Here is a 17,774-nt window from a genome sequence, read left to right as displayed (position 1 = left end):
TTAAGAAAACTGAGCCAGCATAACGTAATTTTCGATTGGAGGTGGGATTTCGTGTCTTTTGCTTCAGAAACTAAAAAAGAGCTGACAACATTGGAAGAAAAAGATTGCTGCGGCAAAGCTGAATTATGTGCGCTCATTCGAATGAACGGCTCGCTCTCGTTTTCCAATCGAAAGCTTGTTGTCGATATTCAAACAGAAAATGCGGCAATTGCAAGAAGGATCTACACGCTGCTAAAGAAAAACTATGAGGCGGTCCAAGTAGAATTGCTTGTCCGCAAAAAAATGAAGCTGAAAAAAAATAATGTGTATATCGTGAGACTTTCTTCAGGCGGACAAACCATCTTAACTGATTTAAAAATATTAGAGGACGGTTTTTCGATCCAGCATACTATTTCAAAAGAATTGGTCGGCAAGAAATGCTGCAAGCGTGCGTATTTAAGAGGAGCCTTTCTCGCGGGAGGTTCGGTCAATAATCCGGAAACTTCATCCTACCACCTGGAAGTATTCTCGCTTTATAAAGAGCACAATGACGCCCTATGCGAATTGATGAATGGTTTTGGGCTAAAAGCTAAAACACTGGAGCGAAAAAAAGGCTATATTACGTATTTAAAAGAAGCGGAAAAAATCGCTGAATACTTAAATATAATTGGTGCTCACAAGGCTTTATTGCGCTTTGAGGATGTGCGGATCGTCCGTGATATGCGAAATTCGGTGAACCGTTTGGTGAACTGTGAAACTGCTAATCTGAATAAGACCATTGGCGCTTCTGTAAGGCAAGTTGAAAACATCCGATATATAGATGATACGGTCGGCCTCGGCATATTGCCGGATAAGCTACGGGAAATTGCCGAATTGAGAGTGGCATTCCAAGAGGTTACCTTGAAGGAACTAGGAGAAATGGTATCTGGCGGAAACATAAGCAAATCAGGGATTAATCACCGTTTACGGAAGATTGATGAAATCGCCGACAAGCTTAGAACCGGGGAAATGGCTGCGTCACAAAAAATATAAAGATTATCATTTAAGGAGGGGATACAGAAATGGTCGAGAAACAAGTGGAGGTTCGCTTGAAAAGCGGATTGCAGGCCCGTCCGGCTGCCCTTTTTGTCCAGGAAGCCACCCGGTTTCAATCGGAGGTATTTCTGGAGAAGGACGGAAAAAAAGTAAATGCAAAAAGTATAATGGGTCTAATGAGCCTCGCTGTAAGCACAGGTTCTGTCATTAAACTGGTTGTAGAGGGCAAGGATGAACAGGAAGCGGTTGAAGCACTGCAAGCGTTCATTGAACAGGATATATAAATAATAAAAGGATACCTGCCAATCTATCTGAAGATCGGCAGGTATCCTTTTATTTTCTTCTTATTACTTTTTCTCGTTATCAATGTTGTGGGAGATCACCTTGTCGATTAATCCATATTCCATCGCTTTCTCGGCAATCATAAAGTTATCGCGTTCTGTGTCGCGCTCAATTACTTCAAGCGGCTGGCCAGTACGTTCAGAAAGAATTTTATTTAATTTATCACGCAAGAAGAGAATGCGGCGCGCGGCGATTTCAATTTCTGTCGCCTGCCCTTGTGCTCCGCCAAGGGGCTGGTGAATCATGACTTCACTGCTTGGAAGGGCGTAGCGTTTTCCTTTTTCACCGGCAGCAAGTAGGAATGCACCCATGGAGGCAGCCATTCCAATGCAAATCGTAGAGACGTTCGGTTTAATATATTGCATCGTATCGTAAATGGCCATTCCTGCGGTGATGCTTCCGCCCGGAGAATTGATGTACAACGTGATATCTTTTTCAGGGTTTTCCGCTTCTAGAAACAGCAGCTGGGCAACAATGGAATTAGAGACATTATCGTCAATGCCGCTGCCGAGCATAATAATACGATCTTTTAGTAGACGGGAATAAATATCGTAAGCACGTTCCCCGCGGCTTGTTTGTTCAATAACTGTAGGAATTAAGTTCATGCATTATTTCCTCCTTATGAAGAGAATGATTATAGGTTTTACTCTATGTATGTATGATACACCTTTTGGTCAATTTAGGTCAAACAAAACAATCTGGTCTCTAGATAATTTGTTCGACATTTTCCAAAGGTGAAATTAATCACTTTATCCATAATACCCATAATGATTGAATTTAAAACAGTTTGGCTACTTGCAAACAGATGAAATCTGACATATAATGAAATTCGTGTTTAATTATACGTTTGTCCTTCATATGCCCTCGTGGTGCAACGGATAGCACGTAAGCCTCCGAAGCTTGAAATACAGGTTCGATTCCTGTCGAGGGCATCCTTAAACCCGCCTGCCTTTTTTAATTGGCAGGCGGGTTTTTTGCGCCTTCTCTCATATATTACTTATCATAGGGTTAGTAAAAAAATAATTTAGTAAGCGTTTTCAAAGCTTTTTATACACGTTTATCTCCGTATATTGTAAAATGAAAACAAACGGGGGGAGAAGTCATGAATATGAGAGTGGGACTTTTTCAACAGCAAACGTTAAAATTAGCGATGACCCAGGAATTGAGCCAGGCCATTGCCCTTTTACAATATTCCTCACAGGAGCTGACAGCTTTTCTGGAAAGCAAGGCATTAGAGAATCCTCTGATTTCCCTGGATTACCCGCAATCACTTTCTATACAGCGAAGGGGAAATGGGCAGGATCCAAAGTATTGGATCGAACAAATCGGCGGGGAGCAATGGACGCTTGAAAAACACTTATTATCACAATTGAATGTTAAGAAGTTATCGAAAACTAGGGTAAATATTTTCCTGCAATTCATTCGCAATATGGATGACAATGGGTATGTGAGGGTGACATCGGAGGACATTGCTGAAGTGACGGGAAGTCGGGTGGAAGAGGTGGCGGAATGCCTTAAGCTAATTCACCAGCTTGAACCTTTTGGGATCGGTGCAAGAAACCTGCAGGAATGCCTTTTAATTCAAGCAAGAATAGCAAAACATAAATTGGCCGAGAAAATTCTGGAAGAGTATTTTCTTTTATTCGCGGAGAAAAAATGGAAAGAACTATCGGGGAAGCTGCACGTATCTTTAAAAGAGATTCAAAGTGTATCGGACTTTATCCAAACATTAAATCCGCGGCCGGGATCGTTGTATGATCATGATAAAGCGACTTATATTATTCCCGATGTTGCTGTAGAGTTGAGGAATGGGGGATTCATTGTCTCAAACCTCGATAAAAATGGGCCGAGGATAAGCTCAAATGAGTCTTATCTGAAAGAAATGAAACAGCATAATGATCAGCAGGTTGACCGTTTTCTGCAGGAAAAATGGCAGGAGTTTCAATGGATCGAGCGGAGCATTCAACAAAGAAAAGAAACCATCCTGAAAGTTATGGCAAAAATTGTAGAGAAACAATCTGAGTGCTTTTATAAAGGGATGTCCTTTTTAATTCCGATGACGATGAAAGAAATTGCTTTGGACCTGGAAATCCATGAGTCAACAGTCAGCAGGGTGGTTAAGGATAAGTATGTTAGGGCTCCGTTCGGTACTTTAGAAATGAGGGCATTCTTTACATCGACATTGCAATCGACAACAGAAAAGGATATTTCCGCGCGCAAAGCGAAAAAAGAGGTAGCGCAAGCCATACAGGCGGAAGATAAACGAAAACCGATCTCAGATCAGGATATCTCTCATTTATTACAGGCAGAAGCAGGGATTATCCTATCAAGGCGGACGGTGGCCAAATACCGTGATCAGCTGGGCATTCCATCTTCGTCAAAAAGAAAGAGATACGATTAAGGGTAACGGCAAAGGATGAATGAACTTGAAGAGAGAAGAGTTATTGCTTTATACAAGGGAGAAGTGTTCTCTCTGCGATAAGGCCAAAAAGATATTAGATGAATTAGTGGATGAAATCGGTATTTCCTATAAAGAGATTGATATTTATTCCGATGACGATTTACTTGAACGCTTTGGCTTGATGATTCCGGTGCTTGAGTGGCAGGGAGAAATTATTCAATACGGTAATCTGGATAAAACCAGCCTTCACGGGATTTTGAAAAAATAATTAAGCTTATTGGTTGAAGTAGATATCCGTTCCTGCTAGAATGAAATCGTAGCAGGAATATTTTTTTGCCGTAAGTGGGACACTAATTGTCTAACCGGGACAATTGAAGTCCCAATATAAATGCAAGGGGTTTGGTTACATGCGCTCATTGCTTGATGTACAAAGAAAATTATTACCCGATTTGATGGCGGTTATGCAAAAACGATATGATATCCTGCGTTATATCAAAATTATGCAGCCGGTTGGCCGGAGAAGCTTGGCGGTCAGCTTGAATCTAACGGAAAGAACGCTAAGAAGCGAGGTTGACTTTTTGAAAGAGCAACAGCTTATTCATGTGTTCACTTCCGGTATGCAGCTTTCTGTCGAAGGTGAGGATATTCTCGAGAAATTAGAGGGAATAATGCGTGAGGTAACGGGTATAGACTTAATGGAACAAGAATTAAAGCGGAAACTGAAGTTGCAACAGGTGATCATCGTTGCTGGTGACAGCGACCAATTGCCATGGGTCAAAAGCGAATTGGGCAAAGCGTGTGCAAACCGTATGAAACAGGAGTTTATTGGAGAAAATATCATCGCTGTAACAGGAGGCTCTACAATAGCCGAGGTCGCAAACATGCTGACACCTGCCCTTGATGGCAAGGATTTGGTTTTTGTGCCTGCACGCGGTGGACTTGGGGAAGATGTTCACAACCAGGCCAATATGATTGTTTCGAAGATGGCAGAAAAGACGAATGCCGCGTATAGGGTTCTTTATATTCCCGATCAAGTCAGCAAAGAGGCCTACAAATCCTTTATGAAAGATCCAACCATCAAGGAAGTAATCTCACTTATCCAATCAGCTAATATTGTCATCCATGGTGTAGGGGACGCATTGGCAATGGCCGAACGAAGAAAAACTAGCCCTGAGATTATGAAAGTAATCACGGAGGGGAATGCTGTTGGAGAAGCGTTCGGGTATTATTTCAATGAAAATGGTGATGTTGTCCATAAAGTGCAAACAGTCGGCATTCAGCTTGATGATCTAAAGGATGCAAGAAGTGTAATTGCGGTAGCCGGAGGGAAATCAAAGGCAAAGGCAATCCGTTCTTATATGAAGACTGCGCCTTCTTCTACGGTTTTGATAACGGATGAAGCGGCAGCAAAAGAGTTATTAAAGGGGTAATATCCCTTTTAAATAAATGTTTTATTTTTTTCTTAACTATAAGGAGGAACTAATCATGGCAGTTAAAGTTGGTATTAATGGATTTGGACGTATAGGACGTAACGTATTCCGTGCGGCTTTGCGCAATCCAAACGTAGAAATAGTGGCAATAAACGATTTGACAGATGCAAACATGCTGGCGCACCTATTGCAGTATGATACTGTTCACGGAACATTAAATGAAAAGGTATCTGTAGACGGTGACTACCTATTGGTAGAAGGGCATAAGATAAAAGTTTTAGCTGAGCGTGATCCTGCACAATTAGGCTGGGGAGATCTTGGTGTAGAAGTGGTTGTAGAATCTACAGGACGTTTCACAAAGCGCGCAGACGCAGCGAAGCATCTTGAAGCCGGCGCAAAGAAAGTAATCATCTCCGCTCCAGCGAATGATGAAGATATTACAATCGTTATGGGCGTGAACAACGAGAAATACGAGCCTGCTAACCATCATGTTATTTCAAATGCTTCTTGTACTACAAACTGTTTGGCTCCTTTCGCAAAAGTGCTTAACGACCAATTCGGCATCAAACGCGGTATGATGACTACTGTTCACTCTTATACAAACGATCAGCAAATTCTTGATCTTCCGCATAAAGACTACCGTCGTGCGCGTGCAGCAGCGGAGAACATCATTCCGACAACTACAGGTGCTGCAAAAGCAGTTGCGCTTGTATTGCCTGAATTAAAAGGAAAATTAAACGGTATGGCTATGCGTGTTCCTACACCAAACGTATCCGTTGTTGACCTTGTTGCTGAGCTTGAAAAAAATGTAACTGCTGAAGAAGTAAACGCAGCTTTTAAAACAGCAGCTGAAGGTGAATTGAAAGGGATTCTTGAGTACAACGAGCTTCCACTGGTATCTACCGACTACAACGGCAGCCGTTACTCATCTTCTATCGATGCTCTTTCCACAATGGTTATGGAAGGCAACATGGTAAAAGTTCTTTCTTGGTATGATAACGAAACGGGTTACTCTAACCGTGTTGTTGACCTTGTTGATTACATCGCTTCAAAAGGACTATAATTTCTTAGCTTAACTAAAAAGTCACAAGGGACCCAATGTATAATTTGGATTAGCGGGCTCAAAGAGACTATAATGAAAAAGAAAAAGGGGAGATGGGATATATGCCCTCTCCCCTTTTAAGGTAAAAATGGATGAAATAATCCCCCACCCTTAAAATCCAAAGGAGGTTCTTCGGTCATGAATAAAAAGTCTATCAAGGATATCGATGTGAGAGGGAAACGCGTTTTTTGCCGTGTGGATTTTAATGTTCCAATGGAGAATGGCAATGTTACGGATGACACAAGAATCCGCGCAGCGATCCCTACGATTCAATATCTTTCTGAACAGGGAGCGAAGCTAATATTAGCAAGCCATCTAGGGCGGCCTAAGGGACAAGTTGTTGAAGAAATGCGTCTTACTCCTGTCGCCAAAAGATTAAGCGAGTTATTGGAGAGAAATGTGGCAAAGTCTAATGAGGCTTATGGCGATATCGCAAAATCCGAAATCGAAAAGCTCAATAACGGTGACGTATTATTGCTGGAAAATGTCCGTTTCTACCCTGGTGAAGAAAAGAATGACCCGGAATTGGCTAAATCTTTTGCCGATCTTGCGGATGTATATGTGAATGACGCATTCGGAGCGGCCCATCGCGCCCATGCCTCCACTGAAGGAATCGCCAAACACCTTCCCGCTGTCTCAGGTTTGTTGATGGAAAAAGAGCTGGAAGTTCTCGGCAAAGCGTTATCCAATCCTGAACGTCCTTTCACTGCCATCATTGGCGGAGCGAAAGTAAAAGATAAAATTGGTGTAATCGAAAACCTGCTTGAAAAAGTAGATAACTTAATTATCGGCGGCGGTCTTGCTTACACATTCGTGAAAGCACAAGGACATGAAATCGGTAAATCCCTTCTCGAAGAAGATAAAATCGACTTGGCCAATTTCTATATAAATAAAGCCGAAGAAAAAGGAGTCAAGCTATACATGCCAGTTGATGTAGTGGTAGCTGACGACTTCTCCAATGATGCGAATACAAAAGAAGTCGCAATCAATTCTATTCCCGCTGACTGGGAAGCACTTGATATCGGCCCTAAAACAAGGGATATTTATGCAGACGTGATCAAGAGCTCCAAGCTTGTTATTTGGAACGGGCCTATGGGTGTATTTGAGATAGATAAGTTTGCAGGTGGAACGAAGAGAGTGGCAGAAGCACTCGCTGAAGCTGGTGATACATACAGCATCATTGGTGGTGGAGATTCAGCTGCTGCGGTAGAAAAATTCAACCTTGCAGACAAGATGTCGCATATTTCAACTGGTGGTGGTGCATCGCTTGAATTCATGGAAGGCAAGCAATTGCCGGGCGTCGTGGCCTTGAATGATAAATAGTGGTATGAATCATTAAATGAACACCCATTATGATGAAAAAGAAAGGATGGTACACATGCGTACACCAATCATCGCTGGTAACTGGAAAATGAATAAAAACCTTTCAGAAGCAAGAAGTTTTTTAGAAGAAGTAGATAGCCTCGTCCCTTCAAAGGAAGCAATGGAATCTGTTATTTGTGCGCCTGCCCTCTTTTTGAATGAACTTGTTACAGGTTCCGAAAGAAGTGATGTAGAAATCGGCGCCCAAAATATGCACTTTGAAGAAAGCGGCGCATTTACTGGCGAAATCAGCCCGGTTGCACTGGCGGATATCGGAGTCAAGTATGTCATTATTGGCCATTCCGAACGCCGTGAAATGTTCAATGAAACCGATGAAACAGTAAATAAGAAAACCAAAGCAGCTTTTAGTCATCATTTAATACCGATTGTATGCTGCGGTGAAACCCTGGAAGAGCGTGAGAGCGGAAAAACCAATAAACTTGTCGGAAACCAAATTAAAAAAGGGTTAGAAGGGTTATCTGAAGAACAAGTAAAGCAGACGGTTATTGCTTACGAACCGATCTGGGCTATCGGAACCGGAAAATCTTCAACAGCTGAGGATGCGAATGAAGTTTGCGCGCATATCCGTTCTGTTGTCGCTTCACAATTTTCACAGCAAGCAGCAGATAGCGTCCGCATTCAATACGGAGGCAGCGTAAAGCCTTCCAATATTCAAGAATATATGTCACAGCCTGATATCGATGGCGCGTTGGTCGGCGGTGCAAGTCTTGAAGCCGGGTCTTTCCTTCAATTGCTGGAGGCTGGAAAAAATGGCTAAGTCCCCGGTAGCGTTAATTATCCTGGATGGCTTCGGCTGCCGTAACGAAACCAAAGGGAATGCCGTCAGCCAGGCAAAAAAGCCGAACTTCGACCGCTTTTGGAACACGTATCCAAACGCTCAATTAGCGGCAAGCGGTGAAGCGGTCGGCTTACCTGAAGGACAAATGGGAAACTCAGAGGTTGGGCACTTAAATATTGGTGCCGGCCGAATTGTTTATCAAAGTTTGACCCGGGTGAATGTAGCGATTCGGGATGGCGAGTTTGAAGAAAACGAAACGTTCTTAAACGCCATGAAGCATGCCAAAGAAAAAGGAAGCAATCTGCACCTCTTTGGATTGCTGTCAAATGGAGGGGTGCATAGTCATATTCAGCACATGTATGCCCTTTTGAAGCTCGCAGCAAAAGAAGGCGTGAAAAATGTCTATGTTCATGGGTTTTTGGACGGCCGTGATGTAGGTCCGCAAACCGCAAAGGGATTCATCGAGGAAGCTGAAGCTAAAATGAAGGAAATCGGTGTAGGCAGGTTCGCCACAATATCCGGACGTTATTATTCGATGGACCGCGATAACCGCTGGGAACGTGTTGAGAAGTCTTACCGTTCCATGGTTTACGGCGATGGTCCTGCGTACTCCTCCGCCCTAGAATGCGTAGAAGATTCATATAAGAACGGAATCTTTGATGAATTTGTCATTCCTTCGGTCATTACATCTGAAGATGGAAAGCCTGTTGCGACCATCACGGATAAGGATGCCGTTATTTTCTATAATTTCCGCCCGGACCGGGCCATCCAAATATCGAATACTTTTACAAATCAAGACTTCCGCTCCTTTGATCGGGGTCCTGGACATCCAATAAAACTTCATTTTGTATGTTTGACGCATTTTTCGGAAACAGTAGATGGATACGTTGCTTTCCAACCAGCCAATTTGGATAATACGCTTGGTGAGGTTTTATCACAAAACAATCTGACACAGCTTAGAATCGCGGAAACGGAAAAATATCCGCATGTCACCTTCTTTATGAGTGGTGGCCGGGAAGCGCAATTTCCGGGAGAAGAGCGAATTTTGATTAATTCGCCAAAGGTGGCGACATATGATTTGCAGCCTGAAATGAGTGCTTATGAAGTGACGGATGCACTGATGGAACAGATTCAGAACGACAAATTTGACGCGATCCTCCTGAACTTTGCCAATCCGGATATGGTTGGCCATTCAGGAATGCTGGAGCCGACCATTAAGGCGATAGAAACCGTTGACGAATGCCTTGGCAAAATTGTCGATTTGATTCTTGAAAAAGGCGGAACAGCAATCATCACTGCGGATCACGGCAATGCGGATGAGGTTATGACAATGGAGGGGTCGCCAATGACGGCTCACACAACTAATCCAGTGCCTATCATTGTTACGAAAAATGGGGTAACATTAAGAACGGGCGGCATCCTTGGAGATTTAGCTCCAACAATACTCGACTTGTTGAACGTGGATAAGCCTGTTGAAATGACAGGGACATCTTTAATTAATAAATAAAAAAGAAATTAAAAAGGAGAGATTTTTATGCCATTTATCGAACATGTATACGCACGTGAAGTACTTGATTCCCGCGGTAACCCAACTGTTGAAGTAGAAGTGATGACGGAGTCCGGTTTCTTTGGACGCGCTATGGTGCCATCTGGTGCTTCCACTGGTGAATATGAAGCGGTGGAGCTACGTGACGGCGACAAATCACGTTATCTCGGAAAAGGTGTTCAAAAAGCAGTTGAAAACGTAAATGATATCATCTCAGAAGCGATCATCGGCATGGATGTTACGGATCAAGTCGGTATCGACCGGACGATGATTGAATTAGACGGAACAGAAAACAAAGGGAAATTGGGCGCTAACGCAATTCTAGGCGTTTCCATGGCGTGTGCTCACGCGGCTGCTGAATCTGTAAGCCTACCTTTATACCGTTACCTCGGCGGATTCAACGCCAAGCAATTACCAACTCCAATGATGAACATCATCAATGGCGGCTCACATGCTGACAATAATGTGGACTTCCAGGAATTCATGATCCTTCCTGTAGGAGCTCCTACATTCAAGGAAGCCGTCCGTATGGGTGCGGAAGTATTCCATAACTTAAAATCAGTTCTTTCCTCGAAAGGCTTGAACACGGCAGTAGGTGATGAAGGTGGCTTTGCTCCGAACCTTGGTTCAAACCGTGAGGCTCTTGAAGTAATCATCGAAGCAATCAAAAAAGCGGGTTATGAACCTGGAAAAGATATTTATCTAGGCATGGACGTTGCCTCTTCTGAGTTCTTTAACAAAGAAACTGGAAAATATGACCTTGCTGGTGAAGGCCGGACAGGGGTCAGCTCTGAAGAAATGGTCAGCTTCTATGAAGAATTGGTGAATGAATTCCCGATCCTTTCGATTGAAGACGGACTTGACGAGAATGACTGGGAAGGCCATAAGCTCTTAACGGAGCGCCTTGGCAAAAAGGTTCAATTGGTTGGGGATGATTTATTCGTAACCAATACGAAGAAGCTAGCAGAAGGAATCGAAAAAGGCGTCGGCAACTCGATCCTGATTAAGGTTAACCAAATCGGAACATTGACTGAAACGTTTGAGGCAATCGAGATGGCTAAACGCGCGGGCTACACGGCTGTAGTATCTCACCGTTCTGGTGAAACAGAAGACGCAACAATTGCTGACATTGCTGTTGCTACTAACGCGGGTCAAATCAAGACCGGCTCCATGTCCCGTACAGACCGCATCGCAAAATACAACCAATTGCTCCGCATCGAGGACGAACTTGATGAATTGGCTGTATATGCTGGATTGAAGTCTTTCTACAACTTGAAAAAATAAGATTATAAAACGAAAAAATCTGCCTCTGACGAGAGGCAGATTTTTTTATGACCGAAATCCGAGATATATGACTGAAATCTGAGATATATGACCGAAATCCGAGATATATGACCGAAATCCGAGATATATGACCGAAATCCGAGATATATGACCGAAATCTGAGATATATGACCGAAATCCGAGATATATGACCGAAATCCGAGATATATGACCGAAATCCGAGATATATGACCGAAATATGAGATATATGACCGAAATCTGAGATATATGACTGAAATCTGAGATATATGACCGAAATCCGAGATATATGACCGAAATCTGAGATATACCGAAAACTAAGATGTATAAACGCTCCCGGATATCAGTTCGTCACAGGCATTGCATTCGTGTACTCTTCTAAGGTAATTCCCCTATTTGTCATTTCAGTTGCTATGCTGGTCCCTACATATCTCAGATGCCAGGGTTCATATTTGTAACCGGTAATATCCTGTTTACCTTCCAGATAGCGGACGATAAAACCGTGTTCGTGGGCATGATCCGCGAGCCAATTTGATTCTTTTGTATCGCCAAAACAATCAATGGCTGGACAAACACCTTTACTGTCACTGATATCAATTGCCAGTCCAGTTTCGTGCTCGCTTGTTCCAGGGAATGCACTATATGTTGAGGCAATTTCAAAGCCGTCTTTTTCTACATTGCTTGTAAAAATCTCTTTCTGAGTTGAATAAGAACGGTAGGCTGAAACGCCTGCTAAATTTACTCCCTCTTTTTTTGCGGCCTGAAACAATTCTTCCAGCGCATAGGCTGCTTCTTTTCGCATCATCCGTTTTTCATCTTTTTCATCTGCAAGAAAAGGAACATCCGGATAAATTAGATCAGTCGGCTTATAATGATCGGGCAGGGCATATTCCTTGTTAACAAGAACAGGAACATTATTAGGGCGGGGGGCCGTGGGGTTCCCATCCATCACTTTTTGATACTCAACAGCGAAAGAGTTTCTACCTTCATTCATTATGGTCAGTTCATTAATCTGTTTCATATTTTTCTGTTCCGCATATGAAAGATGATCTATCCCGGATTCAGTCAAAAACAGCATCGAAAAAATAGAGGCCAACGTCATGATATACTTTTTCATAATTTATGACTCCTGACTATTTACTAGTATTAGTATATTTTCACCATACGGTTTGAATCGTATACGTTGATGCCTATTATCATTTTGATGAAGCAAGGAGATGATTTCAAGAAGGTTCGGAAAGTGTTGTAATGGTGCTGATGGTATGGTAAAATGGAAATAATGTTTTATGGTAATCGGGAGGTTTAACTGTATGCACGCATTTCTAGTTACATTATTAGTTATCGTTTGTATCGCGCTGATCGTATGTGTATTGCTTCAATCCGCAAAAAGCGCTGGTTTGTCCGGATCTATTGCCGGAGGAGCTGAACAGCTGTTTGGAAAACAGAAAGCTCGCGGCCTTGATTTGGTTCTGCATCGCGCCACAATTGTTTTGTCGGTTCTTTTCTTTATTTTAACGTTGCTTGTAACTTATGTTGGCTTGTAATTATATGCGAACACCAGCCTGGCTGCCTGCCGGGCTTTTTTTAATTATAGGCTCTGTTAAACGATAATGTTGTTTTTGGGAAGGGAATCTGCGAGACTCCTGCGGAAAAACGGGCTGGCAAGACCCCGCAGCGAGGTACGAGTGAGGAGGCTTGCCAGTTCGTCCGCGGAAAGCGAGTAGATTCCATGACCATTTGAAAATCAACAATGGAATTTAACAGAGCCTAATTATAAGCTAACAAATGGAATCCATCGCAAGAGTTTGCTTTAATAAAAGGGTGACCTATGTATAAGGTTTTAAACAGAGCTTCGCGGATAAAATATGTGTATTGCCGTTTATTAATCAAACGGATTGATTAGATTTTCATCAAGAAGCTGAAAAAGGGGTTTTTACTATGAAAATAAATCTGCCGCAGCCTTTTACCTTCGAAGGGGGCAAACGGGCGGTTTTGCTTCTGCACGGATTCACAGGAAATTCCTCTGACGTACGGATACTTGGCCGTTATTTGGAGAAGAGGGGCTATACATGCCATGCGCCGCATTTCAAGGGTCATGGGGTACCGCCGGAGGAACTAGTTAAGACAGGGCCAAGTGATTGGTGGAAGGACGCCATGATGGGCTATGATTTTCTAAGGAATAAGGGTCATGATGAAATTGCAGTTGCCGGACTTTCGCTAGGAGGCGTATTTTCCCTTAAATTAGGTTACACTGTTCCTATAAAGGGTATCGTACCAATGTGTGCGCCGATGTATTTCAAAAGCGAAGAGACGATGTATAAAGGAGTTTTGAAGTACGCCAGAGAATTTAAAAAACGTGAAGAAAAAACACCTGATCAAATCGAAAAAGAAATGGAACTCTTCGAGCCGATGGATACGTTAAAGGGACTTCAGGAGCTTATTTCCGATGTTCGCGAACATGTGGATCATATTTATGCCCCGGTATTCATTGCGCAGGCCAGGCTCGATCGGATGATCAATACAGACAGCGCCAACATCATTTATAATGGAGTGGAATCAGACATAAAGGATTTAAAATGGTATGAAGAATCCGGACATGTCATTACTATAGATAAAGAACGAGAGCAACTTAATGAAGATGTTTATCAGTTTCTAGAAAGTCTGGATTGGGCTGAGTAATTTTTCTAAAGCAAGCTTTCTCCTTCATTATCTATACGCATTTAAAATTACCCGTTAAGGAGGGTTATTAACATGGAAGAAAATATCCAAAACCATATGGATAGGCTCCTTTCTTATATGAAGGAGGAAGCTTACAAGCCATTAACAGTCCAGGAGCTTGAAGAAGCGCTAGGAATAGAAGATTCTATCGATTTCAAGGAATTCGTTAAAGCGCTTGTAAAAATGGAAGAAAAAGGTCTCGTTGTCAGGACAAGAAGCAATCGCTACGGCCTGCCGCAGAAAATGAATCTGATTCGCGGTAAGCTGACGGGTCATGCAAAAGGATTCGCCTTCGTAACACCTGAGGATGAACCAGGTGCGGATGATATCTTTATCCCGCCGACCGAAACAAAGAATGCGATGCACGGCGATATCGTGTTAGTAAGAGTATCTTCAGAAAGTTCAGGTTCAAGAAGAGAAGGAACAGTAGAAAAGATTGTGGAACACGGAGTGACTGAGGTAGTCGGTACATATGTGGAAAGCAAGAACTTCGGTTTTGTCATAGCGGATGATAAGAAAATCGCCAATGATATCTTTATTCCGAAAGAAGTGTCACAAGGAGCGGTGGAAGGACATAAAGTGGTTGTCCGGCTTACATCATACCCGGAAGGACGGGTGAGCGCTGAGGGAGAGGTCATTGAAATTCTCGGACATAAAAATGATCCGGGAGTTGATATTCTTTCTGTTATTCATAAGCATGGCCTGCCGATGGAGTTTCCTGATGATGTATTGCAGCAGGCAAATGATACACCTGAGACCATCGATGAAAGCCAAATTACGGACCGGAGAGACCTGCGCGATCAAACAATCGTTACAATTGACGGAGCGGATGCGAAAGATTTGGATGATGCCGTAACCGTAACAAGACTTGAAAATGGCAATTACAAGCTTGGTGTCCATATAGCGGATGTTAGCCATTATGTAACAGAAAACTCGGCCATCGACCAGGAAGCTTTTGAGCGTGGTACAAGTGTTTATCTCATTGACCGAGTTATCCCGATGATCCCGCACCGTCTTTCGAATGGAATTTGCTCATTGAACCCAAAAGTAAACCGTTTTACCCTTTCTTGTGAAATGGAAATTAACGCACAAGGTGAAGTCGTGAAACATGATATTTTCCAGAGTGTTATCAAGACGACGGAACGGATGACTTATAGCGACGTGAATAAAATTCTCGTTGATAAGAATGAAGAGCTTCAACAGCGTTATGAACCATTGATTCCAATGTTTGAAGAAATGGAGAAGCTTGCGGAGATCCTTCGAAATAAACGGATGAACCGAGGAGCTATTGACTTTGACTTTAAAGAAGCCAAGCTTTTAGTCGATGAGGATGGCCATCCAACTGAAGTCGTTTTAAGGGAACGATCTGTTGCCGAACGTCTGATTGAAGAGTTCATGCTTGCTGCCAACGAAACGGTTGCCGAACATTTTCATTGGATGGAAGTTCCGTTCCTGTACCGGATCCACGAAGATCCAAAAGAAGAAAAACTTCAGCGTTTCTTTGAGTTCATTACGAACTTTGGCTATATTGTAAGGGGTAAGGCTAATTCCGTCCATCCGCGGGCGCTTCAGGAGATTGTTGAGGCGGTAGCGGGCAAGCCAGAGGAAATGGTTATTTCCACTGTCATGCTCCGTTCGATGCAGCAGGCGAAATATGACCCCGAAAGTCTCGGGCACTTTGGGTTATCGACAGACTATTATACACACTTCACGTCACCAATCCGCCGCTATCCGGACTTAATTGTCCACCGTTTGATTAGGACATACCTAATAGAAGGCAAGCTGGATAATACCACACGTGAAAAATGGAATGCGCGCATGCGGGAAATTGCTGATCACACATCGAAACGAGAACGCCGGGCTGTTGATGCTGAGCGTGAAACAAACGATTTGAAAAAGGCGGAATACATGCTTGATAAGATCGGTGAGGAATACGACGGGATGATCAGCTCTGTCACGAACTTCGGGATGTTTGTCGAACTACCGAATACGATTGAGGGTCTTGTTCATGTCAGTGCGATGTCCGATGATTATTATCGCTTCGACGAGCGCCAGCTGGCGATGATTGGGGAACGCACCGCAAAGGTTTTCAGGATCGGGGATGAAATCTCTATCCGTGTATCAAACGTTAATAAAGACGAGCGGGCCGTGGATTTCGAAATCATCGGGATGAAAAATGTGCGCAGCCGTGAAATGGGCGAAAAACGAATCTTTAAAGCATCACCGAGTAATAGAACCCGCCGCAAAGGTGATGGCGGTGGTGGCAGAGGCAAGAGCGGTTCGGGAGAAGGCGGAACTTCTTCAGATAAAAAACCGAGAAAAAAGAAGAAGTTTTATGAAAACGCACCTTCTGCCAAGCGTAATAAAAAGAAACCGAGAAAAAGATAGTTCTGATGATGAGGGCCTCTTTTGCAGGCTCTCTTTCAGTAATCTATTTAATACAATTCTGCGGTGAGGGGAGAATGAGGATGCCAAAAGGAGAAGGCAAACAAGTCGCACAAAACAAAAAAGCGAATCACGATTATTTTATTGAAGAAACCTTTGAATCCGGGATCGTGCTACAGGGTACTGAGATCAAGTCCATCCGTGCCGGCAAAGTCCAAATGAGGGATTCCTTTGCCAAGATAGAGAGCGGTGAAGTGTACCTTCATAACATGCATATCAGCCATTATGAGCAGGGGAACCGCTATAACCATGAACCGCTTCGTACCCGTAAGCTTTTGCTGCACCGCAAGCAGATTAGTAAACTGATTGGTGAGACAAAAGAGGAGGGATACACGATCGTTCCTTTGAAGGTTTATTTGAAAAATGGCTTCGCCAAGGTGTTAATCGGGCTCGGCAAAGGAAAAAAACAATACGATAAGCGCGAGGATTTAAAGCAGAAGGAAGCGAAACGCGATATCGAGCGTGCCTTCCGCGATAACCAGAAGATGTAGGGTTTTACAGGACCTTACAATTGAATTTTGCTGTGATTATGCTATAATAAGTAATGTACCGATGACAACTGAATATCAGCAATATAGCTGACTATTCGTTCTCGTACGCTCCATTTTTATCATGGGGACGTTACGGATTCGACAGGGATAGTTCGAGCTTAAGTTGCGAGTCGAGGGGATCGGCCTCGTTAAAACGTCAACGCCTATAACTGGCAAACAAAACAACAACCTCGCTTTCGCTGCTTAATAACAGTTGATTGCGGTTCCTCCCTCCATTGCCCATGTGGTAGGGTAAGGGACTCACTCTAAGTGGGCTACGCCGGATTCCACCGTCTGAGGATGAAGGAAGAGAACAACCAGACTAGCTGCTCTGCCGCCTGTCGATAGGCTAACGAGTTCGCGAAATGCGAATATATCGACTACACTCGTAGAAGCTTAAGTGCCGTTATGTCTGGACGTGGGTTCGATTAGTAATTAGTCGCCTTGTATGGCAACATACAAGTGAAAATCCGGCTTTATCGGTGAAACCTAAGTCGCTTAAGTGCGATAAGGCAATGCCGAGCGGTATGTGGAGCAATCCAACAGCCGTGTATCGACTTATAGGCTGCCGTGATAACGGTAGTACTAGGATGCGGAATCCTGCATGATTCATTTATGCAAAATCACATTTCGCATAATACGCCGGAGGGCCTGTGAAAAACAGGTTCAAGATATAGTCAGTGCCATGTCGAAAGCATGGAAACGCACGTCCCACCGTCTCCACTTACATAGTGGACTACAGACCAGCATTTGCTGGTGTAAGTTAAAGCATAAATTGTCTAA

16 protein-coding genes, 1 tRNA gene and 1 other RNA gene are annotated in these 17,774 nt (G+C 43.3%); 16 read left to right on the top strand and 2 right to left on the bottom strand.

Annotation, left to right across the window (positions count from 1 at the left end; all coding sequences use genetic code 11):
- The first annotated feature begins 51 nt into the window (after positions 1-51).
- Together whiA and LQ216_RS05015 are read left to right on the top strand one after the other, a co-directional pair.
- Positions 52-1,011 (top strand): DNA-binding protein WhiA, encoded by a 960-nt coding sequence (gene whiA, locus LQ216_RS05020; RefSeq protein WP_230127305.1) that lies wholly within the window; start codon positions 52-54, stop codon positions 1,009-1,011.
- A gap of 29 nt (positions 1,012-1,040) precedes the next feature.
- A complete protein-coding gene (locus LQ216_RS05015; protein ID WP_230127303.1) occupies positions 1,041-1,298 on the top strand; it encodes an HPr family phosphocarrier protein in 258 nt (85 codons plus the stop codon).
- Between the two features lie 63 nt (positions 1,299-1,361).
- Here LQ216_RS05015 and clpP read toward each other — a convergent pair whose 3' ends face one another.
- Positions 1,362-1,961 carry an ATP-dependent Clp endopeptidase proteolytic subunit ClpP gene (clpP, locus tag LQ216_RS05010; RefSeq protein WP_230127301.1) on the bottom strand — a complete coding sequence of 200 codons (600 nt, stop codon included), beginning with the start codon at positions 1,959-1,961 and terminating at the stop codon, positions 1,362-1,364.
- Between the two features lie 255 nt (positions 1,962-2,216).
- Between clpP and LQ216_RS05005 the strand changes: the two genes are divergently transcribed.
- The 9 genes from LQ216_RS05005 (at position 2,217) to eno (ending at position 11,280) form a co-directional block, all read left to right on the top strand.
- Positions 2,217-2,288 (top strand) — tRNA-Arg (locus LQ216_RS05005).
- A 170-nt stretch (positions 2,289-2,458) separates the two neighbouring features.
- Entirely contained in the window at positions 2,459-3,757 is a 1,299-nt protein-coding gene (gene rpoN / locus LQ216_RS05000; protein ID WP_230127299.1) for an RNA polymerase factor sigma-54, read from the top strand.
- 19 nt (positions 3,758-3,776) lie between these two features.
- Entirely contained in the window at positions 3,777-4,025 is a 249-nt protein-coding gene (locus tag LQ216_RS04995; RefSeq protein ID WP_230127297.1) for a glutaredoxin family protein, read from the top strand.
- A 139-nt stretch (positions 4,026-4,164) separates the two neighbouring features.
- Positions 4,165-5,187, top strand: a complete 1,023-nt coding sequence (locus tag LQ216_RS04990) for a sugar-binding domain-containing protein (protein ID WP_230127295.1) — start codon at positions 4,165-4,167, stop codon at positions 5,185-5,187.
- A gap of 55 nt (positions 5,188-5,242) precedes the next feature.
- A complete protein-coding gene (gene gap / locus LQ216_RS04985) occupies positions 5,243-6,250 on the top strand; it encodes a type I glyceraldehyde-3-phosphate dehydrogenase (RefSeq protein WP_230127294.1) in 1,008 nt (335 codons plus the stop codon).
- 177 nt (positions 6,251-6,427) lie between these two features.
- Entirely contained in the window at positions 6,428-7,612 is a 1,185-nt protein-coding gene (locus LQ216_RS04980) for a phosphoglycerate kinase (RefSeq protein ID WP_230127292.1), read from the top strand.
- Positions 7,613-7,667: 55 nt separating this feature from the next.
- Positions 7,668-8,429: a triose-phosphate isomerase gene (gene tpiA, locus LQ216_RS04975; protein ID WP_230127290.1), complete on the top strand. Its 762-nt coding sequence runs from the start codon at positions 7,668-7,670 to the stop codon at positions 8,427-8,429.
- The gene (gene gpmI, locus LQ216_RS04970; RefSeq protein WP_230127287.1) at positions 8,422-9,957 is read left to right on the top strand and encodes a 2,3-bisphosphoglycerate-independent phosphoglycerate mutase; all 1,536 of its coding nucleotides are present in this window, start codon (positions 8,422-8,424) and stop codon (positions 9,955-9,957) included. Before tpiA ends, gpmI begins: the two co-directional genes overlap by 8 nt.
- Positions 9,958-9,984: 27 nt before the next feature.
- A complete protein-coding gene (eno, locus tag LQ216_RS04965) occupies positions 9,985-11,280 on the top strand; it encodes a phosphopyruvate hydratase (RefSeq protein ID WP_230127285.1) in 1,296 nt (431 codons plus the stop codon).
- A gap of 361 nt (positions 11,281-11,641) precedes the next feature.
- Here the strand turns inward: eno and LQ216_RS04960 are convergent, their stop codons facing one another.
- On the bottom strand, positions 11,642-12,415 hold the full coding sequence (locus tag LQ216_RS04960; RefSeq protein WP_230127283.1) for a M15 family metallopeptidase: 774 nt from the start codon (positions 12,413-12,415) through the stop codon (positions 11,642-11,644).
- Between the two features lie 193 nt (positions 12,416-12,608).
- On the opposite strand from LQ216_RS04960, the gene secG reads away from it, so the two are divergent.
- The 5 genes from secG (at position 12,609) to ssrA (ending at position 17,422) form a co-directional block, all read left to right on the top strand.
- Complete coding sequence (gene secG, locus LQ216_RS04955; RefSeq protein ID WP_230127281.1) at positions 12,609-12,842, top strand: preprotein translocase subunit SecG; 234 nt, start codon at positions 12,609-12,611, stop codon at positions 12,840-12,842.
- 394 nt (positions 12,843-13,236) lie between these two features.
- Positions 13,237-13,977: a carboxylesterase gene (locus LQ216_RS04950; RefSeq protein WP_230127279.1), complete on the top strand. Its 741-nt coding sequence runs from the start codon at positions 13,237-13,239 to the stop codon at positions 13,975-13,977.
- Between the two features lie 72 nt (positions 13,978-14,049).
- On the top strand, positions 14,050-16,404 hold the full coding sequence (rnr, locus tag LQ216_RS04945) for a ribonuclease R (RefSeq protein WP_230127277.1): 2,355 nt from the start codon (positions 14,050-14,052) through the stop codon (positions 16,402-16,404).
- A gap of 80 nt (positions 16,405-16,484) precedes the next feature.
- The gene (smpB, locus tag LQ216_RS04940; RefSeq protein ID WP_230127275.1) at positions 16,485-16,952 is read left to right on the top strand and encodes an SsrA-binding protein SmpB; all 468 of its coding nucleotides are present in this window, start codon (positions 16,485-16,487) and stop codon (positions 16,950-16,952) included.
- 131 nt (positions 16,953-17,083) lie between these two features.
- Positions 17,084-17,422, top strand: a transfer-messenger RNA (tmRNA) gene (gene ssrA / locus LQ216_RS04935).
- Positions 17,423-17,774: the final 352 nt, after the last annotated feature.

Origin of the sequence: Bacillus sp. CECT 9360 (assembly GCF_918741275.1) — a bacterium.
In the GTDB taxonomy this organism is placed as follows: domain Bacteria; phylum Bacillota; class Bacilli; order Bacillales; family DSM-1321; genus Peribacillus.
This window is presented reverse-complemented; position numbering and strand designations above follow the sequence as displayed.

Excerpts from the sequence above, each read along its gene's own strand:
- tpiA (WP_230127290.1), top strand. The coding sequence starts at position 7,668 with ATGCGTACACCAATCATCGCTGGTAACTGGAAAATGAATAAAAACCTT.
- LQ216_RS04980 (WP_230127292.1), top strand. The coding sequence starts at position 6,428 with ATGAATAAAAAGTCTATCAAGGATATCGATGTGAGAGGGAAACGCGTT.
- smpB (WP_230127275.1), top strand. The coding sequence starts at position 16,485 with ATGCCAAAAGGAGAAGGCAAACAAGTCGCACAAAACAAAAAAGCGAAT.
- LQ216_RS04990 (WP_230127295.1), top strand. The coding sequence starts at position 4,165 with ATGCGCTCATTGCTTGATGTACAAAGAAAATTATTACCCGATTTGATG.
- rnr (WP_230127277.1), top strand. The coding sequence starts at position 14,050 with ATGGAAGAAAATATCCAAAACCATATGGATAGGCTCCTTTCTTATATG.
- gap (WP_230127294.1), top strand. The coding sequence starts at position 5,243 with ATGGCAGTTAAAGTTGGTATTAATGGATTTGGACGTATAGGACGTAAC.
- eno (WP_230127285.1), top strand. The coding sequence starts at position 9,985 with ATGCCATTTATCGAACATGTATACGCACGTGAAGTACTTGATTCCCGC.
- LQ216_RS04960 (WP_230127283.1), bottom strand. The coding sequence starts at position 12,415 with ATGAAAAAGTATATCATGACGTTGGCCTCTATTTTTTCGATGCTGTTT.
- secG (WP_230127281.1), top strand. The coding sequence starts at position 12,609 with ATGCACGCATTTCTAGTTACATTATTAGTTATCGTTTGTATCGCGCTG.
- rpoN (WP_230127299.1), top strand. The coding sequence starts at position 2,459 with ATGAATATGAGAGTGGGACTTTTTCAACAGCAAACGTTAAAATTAGCG.
- LQ216_RS04950 (WP_230127279.1), top strand. The coding sequence starts at position 13,237 with ATGAAAATAAATCTGCCGCAGCCTTTTACCTTCGAAGGGGGCAAACGG.
- LQ216_RS04995 (WP_230127297.1), top strand. The coding sequence starts at position 3,777 with ATGAACTTGAAGAGAGAAGAGTTATTGCTTTATACAAGGGAGAAGTGT.
- LQ216_RS05015 (WP_230127303.1), top strand. The coding sequence starts at position 1,041 with ATGGTCGAGAAACAAGTGGAGGTTCGCTTGAAAAGCGGATTGCAGGCC.
- gpmI (WP_230127287.1), top strand. The coding sequence starts at position 8,422 with ATGGCTAAGTCCCCGGTAGCGTTAATTATCCTGGATGGCTTCGGCTGC.
- clpP (WP_230127301.1), bottom strand. The coding sequence starts at position 1,961 with ATGAACTTAATTCCTACAGTTATTGAACAAACAAGCCGCGGGGAACGT.